The organism is Psychrobacter sp. Sarcosine-02u-2, assembly GCF_002836335.1.
Taxonomy (GTDB): Bacteria; Pseudomonadota; Gammaproteobacteria; order Pseudomonadales; family Moraxellaceae; genus Psychrobacter; species Psychrobacter faecalis.
In genome coordinates, this window is sequence record NZ_PJBX01000160.1 from 26,870 (window position 1) to 44,935 (window position 18,066).

15 protein-coding genes are annotated in these 18,066 nt (G+C 43.1%); 10 read left to right on the top strand and 5 right to left on the bottom strand.

All coding sequences use genetic code 11. The features are described from left to right. Positions 1–14: 14 nt before the first annotated feature. The 4 genes from CXF58_RS07405 to CXF58_RS07420 all read left to right on the top strand — a co-directional run bounded on the left by CXF58_RS07405 (position 15) and on the right by CXF58_RS07420 (position 4,401). Complete coding sequence (locus tag CXF58_RS07405; RefSeq protein WP_068405296.1) at positions 15–428, top strand: organic hydroperoxide resistance protein; 414 nt, start codon at positions 15–17, stop codon at positions 426–428. 413 nt (positions 429–841) lie between these two features. Further along, positions 842–1,489, top strand: coding sequence for a hypothetical protein (locus CXF58_RS07410; protein ID WP_226928921.1), 648 nt, complete (start codon positions 842–844; stop codon positions 1,487–1,489). Between the two features lie 129 nt (positions 1,490–1,618). Further along, positions 1,619–3,193, top strand: coding sequence for a Dyp-type peroxidase (locus CXF58_RS07415; protein ID WP_082894296.1), 1,575 nt, complete (start codon positions 1,619–1,621; stop codon positions 3,191–3,193). Positions 3,194–3,252: 59 nt separating this feature from the next. Beyond that, positions 3,253–4,401 carry a catalase family protein gene (locus CXF58_RS07420; protein ID WP_102077059.1) on the top strand — a complete coding sequence of 383 codons (1,149 nt, stop codon included), beginning with the start codon at positions 3,253–3,255 and terminating at the stop codon, positions 4,399–4,401. A 172-nt stretch (positions 4,402–4,573) separates the two neighbouring features. Here CXF58_RS07420 and CXF58_RS07425 read toward each other — a convergent pair whose 3' ends face one another. The 4 genes from CXF58_RS07425 to pnuC form a co-directional block, all read right to left on the bottom strand. Beyond that, positions 4,574–4,945 (bottom strand): MliC family protein, encoded by a 372-nt coding sequence (locus tag CXF58_RS07425; protein ID WP_102077060.1) that lies wholly within the window; start codon positions 4,943–4,945, stop codon positions 4,574–4,576. 136 nt (positions 4,946–5,081) lie between these two features. Continuing rightward, positions 5,082–5,990 (bottom strand): DMT family transporter, encoded by a 909-nt coding sequence (locus CXF58_RS07430; RefSeq protein ID WP_102077061.1) that lies wholly within the window; start codon positions 5,988–5,990, stop codon positions 5,082–5,084. A gap of 69 nt (positions 5,991–6,059) precedes the next feature. Continuing rightward, positions 6,060–6,647: an AAA family ATPase gene (locus tag CXF58_RS07435; protein ID WP_102077062.1), complete on the bottom strand. Its 588-nt coding sequence runs from the start codon at positions 6,645–6,647 to the stop codon at positions 6,060–6,062. Beyond that, the gene (gene pnuC, locus CXF58_RS07440) at positions 6,598–7,359 is read right to left on the bottom strand and encodes a nicotinamide riboside transporter PnuC (RefSeq protein ID WP_102077063.1); all 762 of its coding nucleotides are present in this window, start codon (positions 7,357–7,359) and stop codon (positions 6,598–6,600) included. The genes CXF58_RS07435 and pnuC overlap by 50 nt, the downstream gene beginning before the upstream one ends. Positions 7,360–7,649: 290 nt before the next feature. On the opposite strand from pnuC, the gene CXF58_RS07445 reads away from it, so the two are divergent. From CXF58_RS07445 to CXF58_RS07470, 6 genes are all read left to right on the top strand, one after another. After that, entirely contained in the window at positions 7,650–8,795 is a 1,146-nt protein-coding gene (locus CXF58_RS07445; RefSeq protein WP_102077064.1) for a beta-ketoacyl-ACP synthase III, read from the top strand. A 264-nt stretch (positions 8,796–9,059) separates the two neighbouring features. Beyond that, positions 9,060–10,151 carry a peptide chain release factor 1 gene (prfA, locus tag CXF58_RS07450; protein ID WP_102077065.1) on the top strand — a complete coding sequence of 364 codons (1,092 nt, stop codon included), beginning with the start codon at positions 9,060–9,062 and terminating at the stop codon, positions 10,149–10,151. A 150-nt stretch (positions 10,152–10,301) separates the two neighbouring features. Then, positions 10,302–11,840, top strand: a complete 1,539-nt coding sequence (gene lysS, locus CXF58_RS07455) for a lysine--tRNA ligase (protein ID WP_102077066.1) — start codon at positions 10,302–10,304, stop codon at positions 11,838–11,840. A gap of 99 nt (positions 11,841–11,939) precedes the next feature. Then, positions 11,940–13,346 carry a hypothetical protein gene (locus CXF58_RS07460; protein ID WP_228706564.1) on the top strand — a complete coding sequence of 469 codons (1,407 nt, stop codon included), beginning with the start codon at positions 11,940–11,942 and terminating at the stop codon, positions 13,344–13,346. A gap of 116 nt (positions 13,347–13,462) precedes the next feature. Beyond that, positions 13,463–15,586 (top strand): DNA polymerase III subunit gamma/tau, encoded by a 2,124-nt coding sequence (gene dnaX, locus CXF58_RS07465; protein WP_102077068.1) that lies wholly within the window; start codon positions 13,463–13,465, stop codon positions 15,584–15,586. Positions 15,587–15,838: 252 nt separating this feature from the next. Further along, positions 15,839–16,738, top strand: coding sequence for a LysR family transcriptional regulator (locus CXF58_RS07470; protein WP_102077069.1), 900 nt, complete (start codon positions 15,839–15,841; stop codon positions 16,736–16,738). A 116-nt stretch (positions 16,739–16,854) separates the two neighbouring features. Here CXF58_RS07470 and CXF58_RS07475 read toward each other — a convergent pair whose 3' ends face one another. Then, a complete protein-coding gene (locus CXF58_RS07475; RefSeq protein WP_102077070.1) occupies positions 16,855–18,036 on the bottom strand; it encodes an aspartate aminotransferase family protein in 1,182 nt (393 codons plus the stop codon). Between the last annotated feature and the right edge of the window lie 30 nt (positions 18,037–18,066).

An 18,066-nucleotide genomic window follows, 5' to 3' on the forward strand; every position in this document is an offset into this window, starting at 1 on the left:
ATAAGGAATAGATAATGAAAATATTTTATAAAACTCGCGCCACAGCAACCGGCGGTCGTTCTGGTCACACCGGTCTTGATGATGGTTCGTTAGGTTTTGATTTGGTTTCTTTTCAAGAGCAAGATAAAAAAGGTGTCAATCCAGAACAGCTTTTTGCCATGGGTTACGCCGCTTGTTTTGATAGCGCCTTAAATATGACGGCGCAGCACATGAAACTGCCGATCACTGCGTCAAAGACCTCGACCCAAGTTGGTATTGGTATGAAGGCCGATGGCAGCTATAACTTAGATATCGATTTGTACGTTGAGGTGTCTGGTATCGATGAAGTACAAGCGCAAACCCTTGTTGAGGCGGCTCACCAAGTATGCCCGTACTCCAATGCTACTCGCGGTAATGTGGATGCGCGTTTGCACGTGACTGTGGTTTAGATATCATTTTATTAAACAATGGCTTTGATAGCTGAGTGAGTAGATACACTAATAACTATAAACAAGTATAAGAATACCGTGACTTTCAATTGCTTGGATATATAACGTATCCAAGCAATTTTTTTATCCAAACAAGATAAAGGTCATTTGTTTAACTCTATAAACGAATAAAGCGCTCTTTGAGCAAAATAAAAATAATATCAATACTAAAACTTTGTTCGAAATTAAATAATAGTGACGTTTGCTCTCTGTTCTATTTTGTGTGAATAACTTGCTGCGCTTCGAGTTTTTCTTTATGTCTGTTATGGTAAAAACTAATAAGTTGATAGCGAAATGACAGCTTATTTTTATAAAGTATCTTTTTTACAAAGTGCTTTTCAAATTATAACAACATAATAATAAGGGCAAATATTATGAATAATGACACTAAGAACAATAATGCTAAAGACGCTGATGCTAAGAATAACAAAAAGCGCATTATCGATAATTCTGAAGATTTAAAAGCCAAAATCACCGAATCTATTGATGACTTTAGGTTGCGCGCTGAGCTTTTGATAGCTAATTTAAAAGAGGGCGGCGATGATGGTTATGACCATTCGACGACCACTGCCGGTGAAAAAGGGCTTAAATCCGGAAAAGTTTCAGAGCTAACGGTGATTGCACCGTTAAAAGAAGGTGGGGCAGAACGGCTAAAAAAAGTCTTAGAGATTGCTGGCGGTAATTTGGCAGGGGCAACGCGGGTTGGTACGTTGCACGACTTGCGTTTTGTGTTTTTAGACAATGATACCAGAGTGTTATTTTGTACGGCTTATGATGGCGATTGGGACCCTTATATCGACGACTTTGCCACTAAAATTCCTGAACTGATGGATATTTTATTTGGGAGCGTTGAAGGTTGGCCTGGCATTAAAGACCCGAGTGTCAAACAGTTCATTTTAGATCATCAAATCACTGCCGCTGGTTGGTATGTAGGAGTTCCGCATCTGACTATTCAAGATATTCGCCGCCAAGACCGCATTGTTAAAGGCATTAATAAAGCGCTGGATGAAGCACAGTCTTAAAGTTTGTGATAAAACAATAAGATATCACTAATTTATGCCATCCTTTTATATCACCATTTTTAAATGGGCTGGGTGATATAAAAGGTAAGGGCAAAGTAAACTCAGACAATGATAAAAATAGGGTTAACAATGAGTAAAAACACTGGAAATAATAATAAAAATGATAGTACTTCAAAAGATAATCATCCTTTAACCAGCAAACTGCATGAATTAAAGGATAACTTTGGCAATCGTATCGAAGACAACAATATTGAATCTTGGTTAGCAGATATTAAAAAAGAAGTCGGCGATGGTATCGAGACTTTAGCGAATAAAGCACGCGGCGTCTTTAATCCAAATACCGTCACCATGCAGCTAGAAGACATTCAATCCATTATTTTACGCGATCGACCAACGCCTTATTATGGAACAATCGTTGCGCTGAAAATCAATAATGCAGAAGCTGGGCGCCAACTTTTGAAAACCGTTTTACCTGACGTGACTGGCAGTAAGGCGTGGCATAAAGACATGCAAGCGACGCTATCTATTGTCATGACTTATGATGGTTTAGAGGCGCTCGGCGTGCCGCGGTCGTCATTGGATAGCTTTCCAGAATCCTTTAAAGCAGGTATGGCCAAGCGCGCAGAAAAGCTGCAGGATTTCGATATCAATGCCCCCGAAAACTGGGCTGCCCCTTTTGGTGATAAAGGCGATATCCATGTCGGTGCGGCCATTATTGCTGATAGTAAAGAGAAATGGCAAATAAAGCTAAAGGAGCTGCAAGACAATATTCAGTCGTATATCAATGAAGATAATCCCGCCAATGGCGATATTGTAATTCTTATGGAACATGCTTTTGGTTCAGACAATAATGTCAAAAACGTCTTTGGCTACCGCGATGGTATCAGTAATCCAGAAATTCAAGGCAGCGGTATTCAAACGCCGCCAAGTCTTGACGGTGAGGCGATAGCAGCAGGCGAGTTCGTATTAGGCTATGAAGGCGAGGCGGGCACGATAGCACCAATGCCGCAGCCAGAAGTCTTGGGCAAAAATGGCTCGTTTATGGTATTGCGTGCCTATAACAGTCATGTCGCCGCCTTTAATAAATTTCTAAAAGAAAATACGCAGAGTGACGAAGAAGCGGAGTTACTGGGCGCAAAAATGTGGGGACGTTGGCGCTCAGGTGCGCCTGTGGTCTTATCTCCTGAGCACGATGATAAAGCACTGGGCGATGACCCCAACCGCAACAATAACTTTGGCTATAAAGACGATCCTTATGGCAAAAAATGTCCATTTGGTGCCCATGTACGGCGTATGAATCCAAGAGACAGCAAAGACTTTATTTTATCAGACGTACGTATTCACCGTATCGTTAGGCGCAGCGTCGGTTTTGGCGAGGTGTTGCCGCCCGATGTGACTGAGGACGATGGCAAAGAGCGCGGGCTATTTTTTATTGGTATCAATGCTCATGCTATGGAGACTGTTGAATTTTTACAATCGCAATGGATTAATGATGGTAATTTTATGAGCTTAGGAGAAGAAAAAGATCCGATGCTTGGTGTCCATCATGGCGATAAAGACGCCGCTGCTGATACCTTTACCGTACCTGCTGACCCAATTCGTCAGCGCTATCACGGTATCGAAACTTTCAATACCTTGTACGGCGGTGAGTATTTATTTATCCCAAGCTTATCGGCGCTAAAATGGATGAGTGAATTGTCTTAAAAGCTTAAAAATACCGTTTCATTTACAAGAATAACTACTGATAAAAAAGGATTAAAAAAATGTTAAAGAAATTATTCAAACCTAAATATGTACCTTATGACGCAAAATATATTGCGCTGAGCGCAGAAGACGAGCGTAATATTCGCACCATTACCGACGATATCAAAAACTATATTGCTCGAAGTGATAAAGCCAGTAACGTCGATTACCATACGCGCGATGCCCATGCCAAAGGCTACTGCGCCCTTAAAGCCAAGTTTGAGATAGTAGATAATTTGCCTGCTGAATACGCGCAAGGTCTGTATGCCAAAGCAGGCATTCATGATGCCGTCATTCGTTTTTCTAACGGTGCCTCACGCGTTTCGCCTGATCGTAAGCTTGGATTAGCGCAAGGTTTAGCGATTAAGGTCTTTGACGTAGCGGGTGAAAAACTCGCTCCCGGCGAAGAAGATAGTCCTAACTTTGATTTTAATTTAATCAATCATCCGGTATTTTTCTGTAATCGAATCGAAGATTATGCGTATATCTCTAAGCTGTTTTTAGAGCTGCCAAAATACGCTGAAAAAGGCGCAAGAGGCAAAGCGCAATTGGCTTTTAATTGGTTGACCAATTACGGCTCAAGATTACCGACCAAAGAGTCTTTTAAAACCTTTAAAGCACTGGGCGGATTTATAACCATTGAGCCAAAAAACACCTTGCTTTATGGTTTTCATTCGCAAGGCGTAGTGCGTCATGGCGACTATATGGCAAAGATAAGAGTCACGCCAACCAAAGCCGCGGCTAAAAAAATCACCCGTCGTGAGCTTGATGTAAATGCACGCGAGGAAGCAATTCGCCCGCTGATTATCGATGAAATACGCGAGCATGATTATCAGTTTGACGTCCAGATTCAGCTGTGTCGCAGTCTTAAAAAGCAGCCGATTGAAGAGATCACCACCGAATGGAAAGAGAAGGACGCGCCATTTGTGACGGTAGCGAGACTGACAATTCCTTGTCAAGATGTGCCGGATGACGGTCATTTTGAGATTATGGAAAATCTGTCTTTTACGCCGTTTCGCTGCCTAGAGGAAAATCGTCCGATTGGCAATTTGCAGCAGTCGCGACTAAAGGCCTATCAAATAGCTTCAGAAACTCGTCATAAGCTAAACAATGTCAAACGGCGCGAACCTAAAAGCTTAAAAGAAACTTTCGATAAGTCATTCTTTTAATTGCTTCTAAATGCCTAAATTGGTTTATTAAAGATAAGTTTAAATAAAAAAATAAGGCACAAAAAAGAGCCAGTAGTTTGACTGCTGGCTCTTTTCTTTAAATAGGTTTAAGTAAAAATACAGATGTTACTTAAGTCACAGTTTATTAACTACCAGTCGTTATTTATGATTATTATAGTTGGCAATTAACTTGGTATTCTTGACCTTTGTCTGTTTTGATGGTCATGATGCCGTAATCTGCTTTAGTGTGCCAATCGTAAGTGGTCTGTGGGTTCACATCGTTGACATAGCGAGCGCCAGAACCTGAAACGGCTTGTTTCATGTTAACTTTAGCGTTGTCTAAGCCAACTTTTGGTAAAGTAACGTTTAGGTTGGCAGCTTCACCGTTTGCAGTATACGCAGCAGTGATTTGACCGTCGTCTTCACAAGTAAATGATTGAGTTACTGGTTGAGTATTGGCTGGTGGCGTTGTGGTGGTCGGCGCGCTGGTCGCACAAGCAGCGAGTAGTACGGCAAAAGGGGCAACAGCGAATAATTTTTTCATAATAGTCCTCAAAAATTAATGTGAATTTTATTGGTTACGCTAAGGCCGTATCATACAATAAAAAATGTAATTTCGTGTTGTGGTTCGTATTTGGGCAAGTAACATCAGCTAGCACTTTTATCACTGCACGGTCTAGTCAGTAAGGTCTTGCTTGTCCTTTGTTTAAAATGAAGACCAACACTGCGCCTAATATCACTACACTTGCGACAATAAAATCTAAAGTTAATTTCTCTGACAAAAATATCATACCGAATAGGGCGGCAAGTACCGGTACACAAAGTTGAACTACTGCTGATTGGGTGGTTTTTAAGAGCGGCATCGCCATATACCAGACACTGTAACCGATGCCAGAAGCAATAGCACCCGATGCGACTGACAATATGATACCTGTCATGGTGATATCGTTTAAATAACTCATACCTAATAATGCCAATATTGGCACAGCCACTAGGCTTCTTATAAAATTAAAGCCAGTCGTTCTGAACGGTGTGACGCAGTTTTTACCACGTATGCTATAGATACCCCAAGCGCTACCGCTTATTGCCATTATAAACGCCACAGAAAAGGAAGGCGTGCTAGCTGATGGCAGCATCAAGTATACAAAACCTATCAATGCGATCAAAAGCGCTGTCCACTGCACGCGAGTTAATGGTTCTTTATGATAAATGCCCCAACCAATCATTGTAAGCTGCACGGCGGCAAATAAAATAAGCGCGCCCGTCCCGGTATCAAGCGCTTGATAAGCCACTGAAAAACATAGTGCATATATAACTAAGCAAAGACTACTAAACCAGTCGCCTTTATCTTTTAAGACAGGCTTATCAATACTGCCAGTCTGTTTTGGACCATTTCTTCTTAAACGGTTTCTTCTTAAAAAATACGCTTGCAGCAGCATGATAAGACCAAGGCACGCGGCAGCGCTAAGCAAGCGGATAACGGTAAAATTCCAGGCATCAATTGCGCCGTCTGCCAATGCCATTCTACAAAGCAAAGAATTGGCGGCAAAAGCTATTAAAGCGATCATCGTAAATAGGGCAGCTTTCAAAAATAATTCCTACAGGCACGATAGGTTTTGCTTAAGATTTGGGGTTATTTCTCTATTCTTTTTAGCCATTTAGCCATTTAGCCATTTAGCCACTTGCTGCACCCGTTGCACTCTATCGCCACCGATGCGTTGAATATCTTTATTATGCAAAGTTAACTGACTGGCAAAATAAGCACTGATATCTTCACGCTGATGCGGGCTATCACGCAAATCATCGGCGACCCACGGGATATCTACTTCGGTCAAGAGTATCAAATCGTAATGGTGCGTTAATGCCGCTTGAGTAAGCGCTTTAGGGCAGTCGCCGTAATACCAATTGGCATACACCATCAGCTCAAATAAACTGGTATCACAAAATAAATAACGGTTGTCATCAGGCAGTTGCGCTGCTTGTTTGGCAAGCTTATTTTCTAAGTCGATTTGACCTTGCGCGATAGGTAGTAAATCATCCCACGTGCAAGTCAGCTGCTCGTTATCCCATTTTACTTGCAGGTAAGTGCGCATATATTCTGGTACCCACGGACTGCCAAAATGCGCAGCCAAATCGCGGCATAATGTGGTTTTTCCAGTGCTTTCTGCCCCTAGTATGGCGACATTGATGACCGATTTAGGCGTATGCTGCGTGAGATTGTACGCGGTAGCGTCGTTGCCATTCATAGTATGCCCAGATTGCAATAAGAGTGAACACTACATATTGTAGCGCGGTAAAGGTTAGACCTTTATAAAAATACAGCGGCACGGAAATCGCATCAGCAATAATCCAAAGTAGCCAGTGTTCGATTTTACGCCGCGCCATCAGCCACATTGCCATTAAAAACAGCGCGGTGGTCAGCATGTCGGTGTAATCGACCCAGGTAAATAAGTGCAAGCCCAATACCGCGCCATCAAAGCTAAAGTTATTATTGATAACAGGTCTAAAATAATAGACCAGAGCGACAAAGGCGACGGTCGCTGCCGCCAGTACAGTGAGAATAGGGAGGTCTTTTTTGTTTAAATGTTCAACGTCAATGGCAGAGTGAGCGTCCGCATTATAGGTGTGTTCATCTTGCTGCTGGCTGGTTGGATTTATATGGTCATGATGCTTTTTGATGTCTGTATTGTGCTTATTTTGCGTCCAATTTATCCATCCATAAATACTCATGATACTGTAGTAGGCGTTGATAAACATATCGCCGAACAGTTGCCACTTCCAAAGTAGATAGACAAAAATAGCGGTGCTGACCAATCCAATAGGAAAAACCAAAATATTGGTTTTGCTGGCAAGTAAGACGCTACTGACCCCAAATATGACCGCAATCAATTCTAAGGCAATAAATAGGATTGAGTAGTCAGCATACTGCCCAACTAACCAGTTTAAGAGTTCCGCCATTGCTGTTCCAAAATTAAAAAGTAAAGCGAGAGTTAACAAACAAGTTGCAACCAAATGATGATAATTCACAGCAATTATAGCGCAGCTGTCGACAAATGAAGCCAATCTTTACTTATTCTCATTAAGAAACGGATTATTTGTAACAAAGTATTAGAAAAATTATATTATTCAGGCATAATAAAGGCACTTATTTTAAGTTTACAGTTATTCACCGAAAATTAGACGACTGTTGTTTTTCTCCACTTTTATGCTTATTGCAAGCACCATCGTAGTAGACAAGGAAGCGTATCATGACGACTTGTATCACGGGCACTGGCCTATATATCCCCCCTTATAGCATTAGTAATGAAGAGTTAGTAGAGTCATTTAACCAGTATGTTGATAATTATAATGCCAAACATGCTGACGCGATTGAAGCTGGTACAGTTACGGCGCTAGAGCACTCATCAGCGGCCTTTATTGAAAAAGTATCGGGCATCAAATCACGTTATGTGATGGAAAAGGACGGTATCTTAGACCCTGAAATTATGGCACCTGTCATTGCCTATCGTAATTTGGGCGAAGAGCTGTCTATCATGGCAGAAATGGGCGCTGCTGCACTAAAAGATGCGCTCGCTGATGCAGGTCTTGAGGCCAATGATTTAGACGGTATTATTCTTGCGTGCTCAAACTTCCAGCGTACTTATCCTGCGGTCTCTATCGAGATTCAAAATGAGATTGGTATGGTTGGTGGCTTTGCTTATGATATGAACGTTGCTTGTAGTGCCGCGACTTTTGGTTTATCGCAAGCACATGGTTCTATCGTTTCGGGTCTTGCCAAACGCGTTGCGGTTGTGAACGTTGAGATTACTTCAGCGCATCTAAACTGGCGCAACCGTGATAGCCACTTTATTTTTGGTGACGTTGCAACAGCTTGTATCGTAGAAGAGCTTGATACGCCAAAAGGCTACGAGATTCTAAACGCCAAGTTATTCACTCAGTTTTCGACCAATATCAAAAACGAATACGGCTTTATGGATCGCTCTGAGTTCTTAGCAGCGCAGACTGAGATGTACCCCGATATCAAAGAGCCGGTCACTGACAAACTGTTTTTACAAAACGGTCGTAAAGTATTCCGTGAAGTCTGTCCAAAGGTTTCTGAGATTATTACTGAGCATTTGCATGAAAACAATCTGCAAGCCAGCGATGTTAAAATGATGTGGCTACATCAAGCTAATGCCAATATGCTGGACTTAATCTTGCGTACCGTTATCGGTAAAGAAGCGGATAAAGCGATTGTACCAAGTGTCATTGATGAGTTTGCCAATACCAGTTCAGCAAGTCCAATGATTGTCTTCCATCGCTACAAGGATCAGCTAAACTCTGGTGATTTGGGTGTGATTTGCTCATTTGGCGCCGGTTACTCGATTGGTTCGGTACTGGTTCGTAAGGTTTAATAGTTAATAGAAGCTCTGTTTTAACCATAAAAATAGCTAAGAGAATTCTTAGCTATTTTTTTTATGCTCGCCGTTTGTTTTTTTGTTTCGTGATGCCTTTTTATAGCTATAGCAAGCAGAATTGAAGGTTGGTATATGGGTGTAATCGCGTATAAATTGAGCAGTTTGCGAATATAATGGCAAGATTGCTGAGAGGTTTTAAATTAAGCGCAAAAATTTGCTATAATCACTCTCTTATTTTACTCATTTTAAAAAAGTCCTTTTATGAAAGAATCCTTACGCCTGCGTTTAGACCAGATGGTAGACCGTTATGAAGAGGTCACCGCCTTATTATCCGACCCAAGTGTCATCAGCGATAATAATAAATTCCGTGAATTGTCCGTTGAGCATAGCGACTTGATGGAGATCACGACGTTATGGCAGAACTATGTGCGGGCAGAGACGGATCAAGCGGATGCAGAGGCGATGCTTGCGGAATCATCAGACCCTGAAATGAAAGAGATGATGCAGGATGAGATTGACAGTGCGAGTAAGACCATTGCTGAGATGGAAGAAGCGCTTAACGTCATGATGTTGCCAAAAGACCCCAATGATAAAGTGCCAGCGTTTTTGGAAATTCGAGCGGGGACAGGCGGTGATGAAGCAGCGATTTTCTCGGGTGATTTGTTCCGTATGTATCAAAAATACGCGCAAAACCAAGGCTGGACGGTAGAGATTTTATCAGCCAATGAGGGCGAACATGGCGGTTATAAAGAAATCATTACTCGTGTGTCGGGCAATAGCGTTTATGGTCGTTTAAAGTTTGAGTCGGGTGCGCACCGCGTCCAGCGTGTGCCTGAAACCGAGAGCCAAGGTCGTGTCCATACCTCAGCCTGTACGGTTGCCGTTATGCCAGAGGTTGAGATTGATGATAGCGTCGATATCAATCCTGCCGATATTAAAATGGATACCTTTCGCTCAAGCGGCGCCGGTGGTCAGCACGTTAACACCACCGACTCGGCGGTACGTTTGACCCACATTCCAACGGGTACCGTGGTAGAGTGTCAACAAGAACGCAGTCAGCATAAAAACCGTGCCCATGCGATGAAAATGCTGGTGTCCAAAATTCAGCAAGCAAAAGTACAAGCACAAGTCGATGTGGCGGACTCAATACGTCGCGACTTGGTCGGTAGTGGTGATCGCTCAGAGCGTATCCGTACCTATAATTTCCCGCAAGGCCGTATGACCGACCATCGAATCAATTTGACGTTATACAAACTTGATTCGATTATGGAAGGCGACTTAGATGAAATCCTTGATGCGCTGCTGCGTGAACACCAAGCAGACTTGATGGCTAGTATCGGCGGCGGTGATTAAAAGCACAAACTGTCTAAGTTAGCTAAGCTGGACGCCAACAGTCAGAAAGATTTTGCTATTTTTTCATATTAAAAATAAGTTTTATTTGAACGTTTTATTTTAATTTTACTTCGTTTATTCCTTTAATTATCTAATAATTTTGAGAGTATTATGTCAAAGCACAACAATCAAAATCCGAATCAAGAGCAAGCCCCAGAAGACGCCAACGAGCTGATTGCTCAACTGCAAACCAAGCTGGATGACATCAAGGCGTCAGGTAAGCAGCCTTATCCGAATACCTTTAAGCGCACGGACTATGCTCAGGATTTACAAACGGCTTTTGATGGTATCTCAAAGCAAGAAATTGAAGATAAAATTGCCAATGGTGAAAAAACTCAGGTAAATGTAGCCGGTCGCGTGATGCTCAATCGCGGCGCGTTTATCGTGATTCAAGATATGACCGGTCGTATTCAGTTATATGTAGCACGCAAACAGCTAGACCCAGAGACACTAGCGACGATCAAATCGCTAGATTTGGGTGATATCGTTGGGGTATCTGGTTATATCGGTCGTTCTGGCAAAGGCGACTTATATGTCCATATCGAAGCGCTGACTCTATTGACCAAAGCGCTACGTCCGATGCCAAATAAGTTCCATGGCTTGGCCGATGTCGAAGCACGCTATCGCAATCGTCATCTTGATTTGATGACCAATGAGACCACGCGCGATACCTTTGTGATTCGCAGTCAGGTTATCAGCGGTATTCGCAAATTTATGCTAAATGAGCGTTTTATGGAAGTTGAAACGCCGATGATGCATCCTATTCCAGGCGGCGCGGTCGCGCGTCCGTTTGTGACCCATCATAATGCTTTAGACATGCCGCTATACTTGCGTATCGCCCCTGAGCTGTATCTAAAACGCCTAGTGGTTGGTGGCTTTGAAAAGGTATTTGAGATTAACCGCAGTTTTCGTAATGAAGGCGTCTCAACCCGTCATAATCCTGAATTTACCATGATTGAGTTTTATCAGGCATATGCCGATTATCATGACTTGATGGATTTGACCGAGCGATTGTTCAATGAGTTGGCGATGGATATTTTGGGCACCACGGAGCTGACTTATCAAGGCGAGGCGATTAGCTTAAAAGCCCCATTTATCCGCTTGTCGATGTCTGATGCCATCGCTAAATATGCCGAAAACTTCGATATATCGCGTATCAACGACCGTGAGTATCTTGCAGAATATGCTTCAACGACGCTTAAACAACAAGTCAAAGATGTCTTTGGCGTGGGTAAATTGCAGGCCATTATCTTTGAAGAAACCGCTGAGCATCAGTTACGTCAGCCGACTTTTATCACCGAATACCCAGCTGAAACTTCACCGCTGGCACGCCGTAGCGATGACAATCCTGACATTACCGATCGCTTTGAGCTATTTATCGGTGGTCGTGAACTGGCAAATGGCTTTAGTGAGCTCAATGACCCTGCCGATCAAGCTGAGCGTTTCCATGGCCAAGTCGCTGAAAAAGACGCTGGCGATGATGAAGCGATGCATTTTGATGAAGAATATATCGAAGCCTTGTCTTATGGTTTACCGCCGACTGCAGGTGAGGGTATCGGTATCGATCGTTTAGTGATGCTATTTACTGACTCGGCCAGTATTCGCGATGTAATTTTATTCCCACATATGCGCCGCAAGTTCGAAAGCTAGACTGCTTTACTTGCCATAAATCGACGCTGGGACTAAACTGAACATAAGAAGGCTTTTTGTACTTTTAACGGAATGGTCTCAAGTGTTTTATGAGACCTTATGGATAGGGATGTTATGGACACTCAGCAAGTACCAGCGTCGATTTGGCAGCAGATGATTCAGCAAAACTTTTTATCTTTGTACGATTTAACTCCAGACAAAATCACTGCCTCTGAATATCTTCAGGGGTATGATTTTGTCTTTGAGTTTTCTAATGCTGTGGTCTACCTTATCGTCAATGATGTGACGATACAGGCTGATAGACAGGATATCGATAGCACTCAGGTGCGTACGTGGAGAAAAGACGTTGTCAATCAGCTGATTAAGCAACACGCTCAGTTGTATCTTAAGAATGATCAGGCGCTTGCCTATCAAAATGTTTCTAAAAACCAGTCTAAAAATAAGTTGGCATCTGGCCAAAGGCAAACAGTAGACAAGGCGATTTATTTTATTGGTTTGACCGCACTTTCGGTTCAGCATCAAGAGATTGCTGAGATAAATGCTGAAAAGAATAATGCTCAAAACCTTTATCAAAACCGCTATCAGAATAGTTATCGTAATAGCCAACAGAGTAAACCTGTAGAAACCGCTTCATATGCGGTTGGCTATGAATATGGTAGTCAGTTTTTTGCAGAAGACTGTGTGTTAGATTTGGATGATGAAGAAAGCGTCTTGCAAGTCTTTAGCTATCAGAATTTCACTGAGATACTCAAGCAATTGGTAACGCCCAGTGATTTGACGGCATTTCTAGACTTTCACCGCCGTAAGCTTGCCGGATTTGAAGCCTTTCAAGACGAATCAACCTTGCTTGCCCAGTTTTTACAGTCGCCAGATTTTCACCAAAGAGCGATTGAGGTTCAAAAACAACTGGTTAGCCATAATTTGATAGCAGAGATTGAACCACGATTGCTAAAAGCGGCAGAGCCTGAGCAGGCAGAGTTTGCTCAAGCGTTGATGGCAGAGATTCAAAAGAACAGGCGCATGTGGTACAAGCTGTTTAATAGCTTGGTCATAGCGTGTTATGACGTGGGTACGCCATTGCCAAAAGAGCAGGTTGATATTTTGGTCGATGAGTCCATGTACACCTATGCTTGTTTGGTAGAGAAAATCTTGGCGCATAGAACGATTGACCAAGATTCACGCTGGAATGGCTACGTGCGCCATGAGCACTCTTATAATATCTTTGGCCGTCATTATCTGCTGATTTTTTATGCGCAAGATGACAACAGCTCATTAAGTGCGGACAAAGTGCGTGCTGGTCATCAAGACTTATTATTTGAGCTCAACGCGCAAATGCAGCAGCCGATCATGCAAGATCTGTTTTTAATCGGTGTCGATGTCAGACCCTGTGAAGACAGCGTGAATACCGAAGTTCATCTTGACGCCTTTCATCAGCAAGGCTCGCTTATCGATGCTAATACCCAGCGTTTATATGAACAATTGGCTGAGTTACGGGCGCAGTCGTAAGCTATGCTCAAACCCAGTTTCGACATTTCTTTTTAATACCTACTTTGATAGTTAGTTTTAAGCTAAATCGCTGATTTGAAGCTTTATTTATATCATTACTCACATTGGCATTCATTATGACGCAGCAATATCAAGTTTTAGCGCGCAAATATCGTCCAAAAAACTTTCACGAGTTGATTGGGCAATCGCACGTCTCCCAAGCACTGATTAATGCGATTGATTATAATCGTCTGCACCATGCTTACTTATTTACGGGTACGCGCGGTGTCGGTAAGACCACTATTGCGCGTATTTTGTCTAAATGTTTAAACTGTGAGACGGGTATTACTAGCACGCCATGTGGTGTCTGTAATAACTGCGTGGCGATTGATCAAGGACGGTTTATTGATTTAATCGAGATTGATGCGGCCTCGCGTACCAAAGTTGAAGATACTCGCGAGCTACTTGATAATGTGCCATATGCGCCAAGCCAAGGTCGCTACAAGGTATACCTGATTGATGAGGTGCATATGCTGTCGACACACAGCTTTAATGCGCTGCTCAAAACCTTGGAAGAGCCACCTGAGCATGTAAAATTCTTACTAGCCACCACCGACCCACAAAAGCTGCCCATCACGATTATCTCGCGCTGTTTGCAGTTTGTGTTGCGTCCTTTATCGCAAAGTCTGCTTAGTGAGCATCTAGCCAATATCTTAAATCAAGAGCAGGTGGATTATACTCAGCCTGCGCTTTGGCAATTGGCCAGTGCTGCTAAAGGCTCGGTGCGTGATGCGTTATCGCTGACCGATCAAGCGATTGCATTTGGACAAGGCGCGCTCGATGATGTAACAGTTAATGCCATGCTTGGCTTAATTGATGCCGCTGACTTGGTGCGTTTAATTACAGATATTTATAATCATGATAAATCAGCAGTCGCCACACATATCGAGCAAATGCGGGCGCAAATGGTCGATGCCACTAGCATGTTTGACGGCTTGGCTGAGCTGTTACATCAATTGGCATTGACGCAACTGCTGCCTGAGGTTGCGCTTAACGTAAACGAAGCACAAGCGCAGCAGATTAATCAGCTTGCGCAGCACATGAGTCCTGACGTTTTACAGCTATATTACGAAATCGTCGTGCAGGCGCGTGAAGGCGTAAAGCTGGCTAGCACACCGATGCAGGCGCTTGAGATGTGTATTTTACGTCTATTGGCGTTTCGACCTTTACCCGTCGATGAGATTTTAGCAAACGTACCGGATACTACTATATCTTCTGTCCCTAGAGCATCTAGCTCTGTATCATCTGTTTCTACAGGCTCGATAGAAACTAACACTGCCGATAATGCTAAGGCTGAACTCAATACAGTATCAATAAGTGCCAGTACTGCTGATGCAGCAAACACCACTGCGCTTTTAAATACAGCTGAAAATATAGCGCCTTCATTAGAGCAAACCTTAGCAGTAGTAGAAGCGCTATCAGAATCGCAGCCAGAACCACACTTAGAGCCAGCAGCGGACTCAATACTGCCCCTACCAGGCTATGATGCTGATTATCAGACCTCAAGTCAAAATGAGGTCGAGCCATACAATACAAGTTATGATGATGCTGAATTTGACCAATATAATAGCTACGGTAATGATGAAGGATTGGATTTATTAAGCAGCAATGTTATCTCTGAGCCTGTTATTGAGCCTGAGCCTGTTGTTGAGCCTGAGCCTGTTGTTGAGCCTGAGCCTGTTGTTGAGCCTGAGCCTGTTGTTGAGCCTGAGCCTGTTGTTGAGCCTAGCGCAAATGATTCTCAATTAACTGCGCAAGTGGATGATCCGCGTACTTTATTACGCTGTGCGCCGCAAGAATTAACGGGCGAGTGGACGCCAGAAAAATGGGACTACTGGCTACAATGCGCCCGTGAAGCTGGTAGTTTGGCGCCCGATGAATTGGCACTGGCACGTCAAGGAATGATGACCGGGCACTGTAACGCTAAAGCGGTCTTTGTCACGGCGGTGGATAGTAAGCATCTGCAAGCTACTTTTCAGCAGCTGGCGGCAAAATTACAAGAACAGTTTACGCAAGCAGACATTAGCTTGCAGATAGATGGCAGTATTATGCAAGCCGATGATAAGACGCCTGAACGTCGTCAACAAAAACGCCTTATTGAAGCGCGTACAGTGGCAGAGTCTAGATTGCTTAATACACCCGTTATGCAGTATTTGACGGAGCGCGGTGAAGGAAAAATGGGTACACCCCAACTATATTAAAGCGTTCAGTTATATTAAACAATGCTCAATTTTATGATTGGCAATCCTTAATCAGTAAACCTTTATATATTTTATTATAATTCTCCAAATATCAAGGCGATATCAATTTATCGCCTTGATATTTTTCGTTTTATTAATGACTAAATAGCTTTGGATGACTAACAGAGTTATAGTAAAAAACTGTAAGATTTATTATAATCCGCTATAATGGTTAAGTTATATTAAAAACTAAAAAGCAGCTTAGGTGGAAATATGTTAGATAATTTACGTGGTATGGCTGTGTTTGCCAGTGTAGTCGGACACGGCTCTTTTAGTGGTTCAGCTCGCGAATTGGGTATTACGACCAGTGCGGTCAGCCAACAGATACGTGCTTTAGAAAACGAGCTTGGCGTAGTACTCTTGCATCGCTCAACTCGTAAGCTTAGCTTAACAGAAGCGGGCGCAAGCTTTTATGAAGCGGCAAAAGATGTGGTCAGTGCCGCTGAACAAGGGCGTATTAAAGTCAACCAATTACGTGATGAGCTTGCGGGTAGCTTACGTATTGCAACGACGCCTGAGCTTGGCGTTCACCATATTTTGCCCGCTCTATCGACTTGGATGTCGGCGCACGATGACCTTAGCATTACTTATTTTGCTGATAATCATTATATTGATATGATTGATGAGCGTATCGATATTGCGGTACGTATGAGCCCTAATATCAATGACTCAACCTTGAGCAATCATCCGTTATCTGATGTGCGTCAACTGTTGGTCGCCTCACCGCAGTATTTGCGTCAGCATAAAAAGATTGAAACGCCAAAAGACTTAGCAGACCATCAGCTGATTTGTATCGATATCATGAAAGACGCAAGTCATGTCGAGCTTACTCAGACCGAAACAGGCAAGAAAACACGCATCAAAATGAATTCGCGTATCCACACCAACAACGTCTTTATGGCGATGACTTTAGCAAAGGAAGGTCATGGTATAATTCGTATCATGGAGATGGACGTCAAAAGAGAGCTTGAAAATGGCAATTTGGTCGAAGTGTTGACTGGTTATCAGCTGCCAAGTTTCGTGCTATATGCCGTCACCTTAAACCGTGATCAGCAACCAGCAAAAATCACCCGTTGCTTAGAAGTATTAAAAAAGTACTTTCACGCCAATTAAGTTAAGTATTTAGTAATATCTGATTAAAATGCTTTTAAAGTGTTAAAAGGCAAAAAGCCTATAGATAATGTATCTATAGGCTTTTTCTAGTTTTAAACTTTGATTAATTCAACCGTTTAAAACGAAGGTTTCAATAAATTAACCAAACGCTCAACCACTTGTGAGCTTTCATCACGGCTCATATTAAGCGGCGGCAATAGTCGAATCACATGCCCGCCTGTGACATTAATGATTAATTTTTGCTCATCACGGGCACGGTCAACCAATTTGCTACAATCCATCTCTTCTGGCAGCGCGATACCAATCATCATCCCAGCGCCGCGAGTGCTGACGCCATATTGTCCAAGTGCCTCAACCACACCATCACGGATAAACTGTCCTTCGGTGACGGCATTGTCCATGATATCGCCATTGGCAAGCACCTCATAAACGCTATGTACCACGCGACTTGCTAATGGCGTGCCACCATAGGTTGAGCCGTGACTACCGGCACCGAACAAGCCATTAGCGCGACCACGCACCATGCAAGCGCCTACGGGAAAGCCATTACCTAAGCCTTTGGCCGTGGTTAAGACATCAGGGCGTGCATTGCTATGCTGATACGCAAAGTACTTGCCCGTACGACCGTTACCGGTTTGTACTTCATCGAGCATAAATAACCAATCATGACTACCGCATATAGCTTGTAGTTGCTCAAGATACGTAAAGCCATTGGCTGCGGTATTTAAACCACCTTCGCCTTGTATAGGCTCGACAAATACCGCACAGATATCATCATGGTCATGAGCGGCTTGTTCAATCGCGGCGATATCACCAAAGGGCACACGAATAAAGTCTTTATCCAAGGTATAAAAACCTTCACGGGCTTTAGGGTTAGCAGTTGCTGATAACGATAGCAAGGTACGACCATGAAAAGACTGTTCCATAACGATAACTTTTGGGCGTTTAAAACCTTGCTGATGCGCATAGAGCCGTGCCAGTTTTAATGCCGCTTCATTGGCTTCAGCGCCACTATTAGCAAAAAATACGCTGTCCATTTGCGCGGCATTACATAGAGCTTCGCCAGCTCGCTCTTGCCAATCAATGCCAAATAAATTACTGGTATGCACTAAGGTTGCTGCTTGCTGCTGAATAGCCTCAGTTACTTCTGGATGACAATGCCCCAAGCCGCATACTGCGATACCCGTCAAGGCATCTAAGTAGGGCGTCTCATCTTTGGTATAAAGCCAACTGCCTGAACCGCGGGTGAAGCTAATTGGTTGACGATTGTAAGTGGGCATCAGGTAAGTAGCAGACATGTAAAACATCCTTGGAATTATATAAAGGTT

Excerpts from the sequence above, each read along its gene's own strand:
- CXF58_RS07405 (WP_068405296.1), top strand. The coding sequence starts at position 15 with ATGAAAATATTTTATAAAACTCGCGCCACAGCAACCGGCGGTCGTTCT.
- CXF58_RS07410 (WP_226928921.1), top strand. The coding sequence starts at position 842 with ATGAATAATGACACTAAGAACAATAATGCTAAAGACGCTGATGCTAAG.
- CXF58_RS07415 (WP_082894296.1), top strand. The coding sequence starts at position 1,619 with ATGAGTAAAAACACTGGAAATAATAATAAAAATGATAGTACTTCAAAA.
- CXF58_RS07420 (WP_102077059.1), top strand. The coding sequence starts at position 3,253 with ATGTTAAAGAAATTATTCAAACCTAAATATGTACCTTATGACGCAAAA.
- CXF58_RS07425 (WP_102077060.1), bottom strand. The coding sequence starts at position 4,945 with ATGAAAAAATTATTCGCTGTTGCCCCTTTTGCCGTACTACTCGCTGCT.
- CXF58_RS07435 (WP_102077062.1), bottom strand. The coding sequence starts at position 6,647 with ATGAATGGCAACGACGCTACCGCGTACAATCTCACGCAGCATACGCCT.
- pnuC (WP_102077063.1), bottom strand. The coding sequence starts at position 7,359 with ATGGCGGAACTCTTAAACTGGTTAGTTGGGCAGTATGCTGACTACTCA.
- CXF58_RS07445 (WP_102077064.1), top strand. The coding sequence starts at position 7,650 with ATGACGACTTGTATCACGGGCACTGGCCTATATATCCCCCCTTATAGC.
- prfA (WP_102077065.1), top strand. The coding sequence starts at position 9,060 with ATGAAAGAATCCTTACGCCTGCGTTTAGACCAGATGGTAGACCGTTAT.
- lysS (WP_102077066.1), top strand. The coding sequence starts at position 10,302 with ATGTCAAAGCACAACAATCAAAATCCGAATCAAGAGCAAGCCCCAGAA.
- CXF58_RS07460 (WP_228706564.1), top strand. The coding sequence starts at position 11,940 with ATGGATAGGGATGTTATGGACACTCAGCAAGTACCAGCGTCGATTTGG.
- dnaX (WP_102077068.1), top strand. The coding sequence starts at position 13,463 with ATGACGCAGCAATATCAAGTTTTAGCGCGCAAATATCGTCCAAAAAAC.
- CXF58_RS07470 (WP_102077069.1), top strand. The coding sequence starts at position 15,839 with ATGTTAGATAATTTACGTGGTATGGCTGTGTTTGCCAGTGTAGTCGGA.
- CXF58_RS07475 (WP_102077070.1), bottom strand. The coding sequence starts at position 18,036 with ATGTCTGCTACTTACCTGATGCCCACTTACAATCGTCAACCAATTAGC.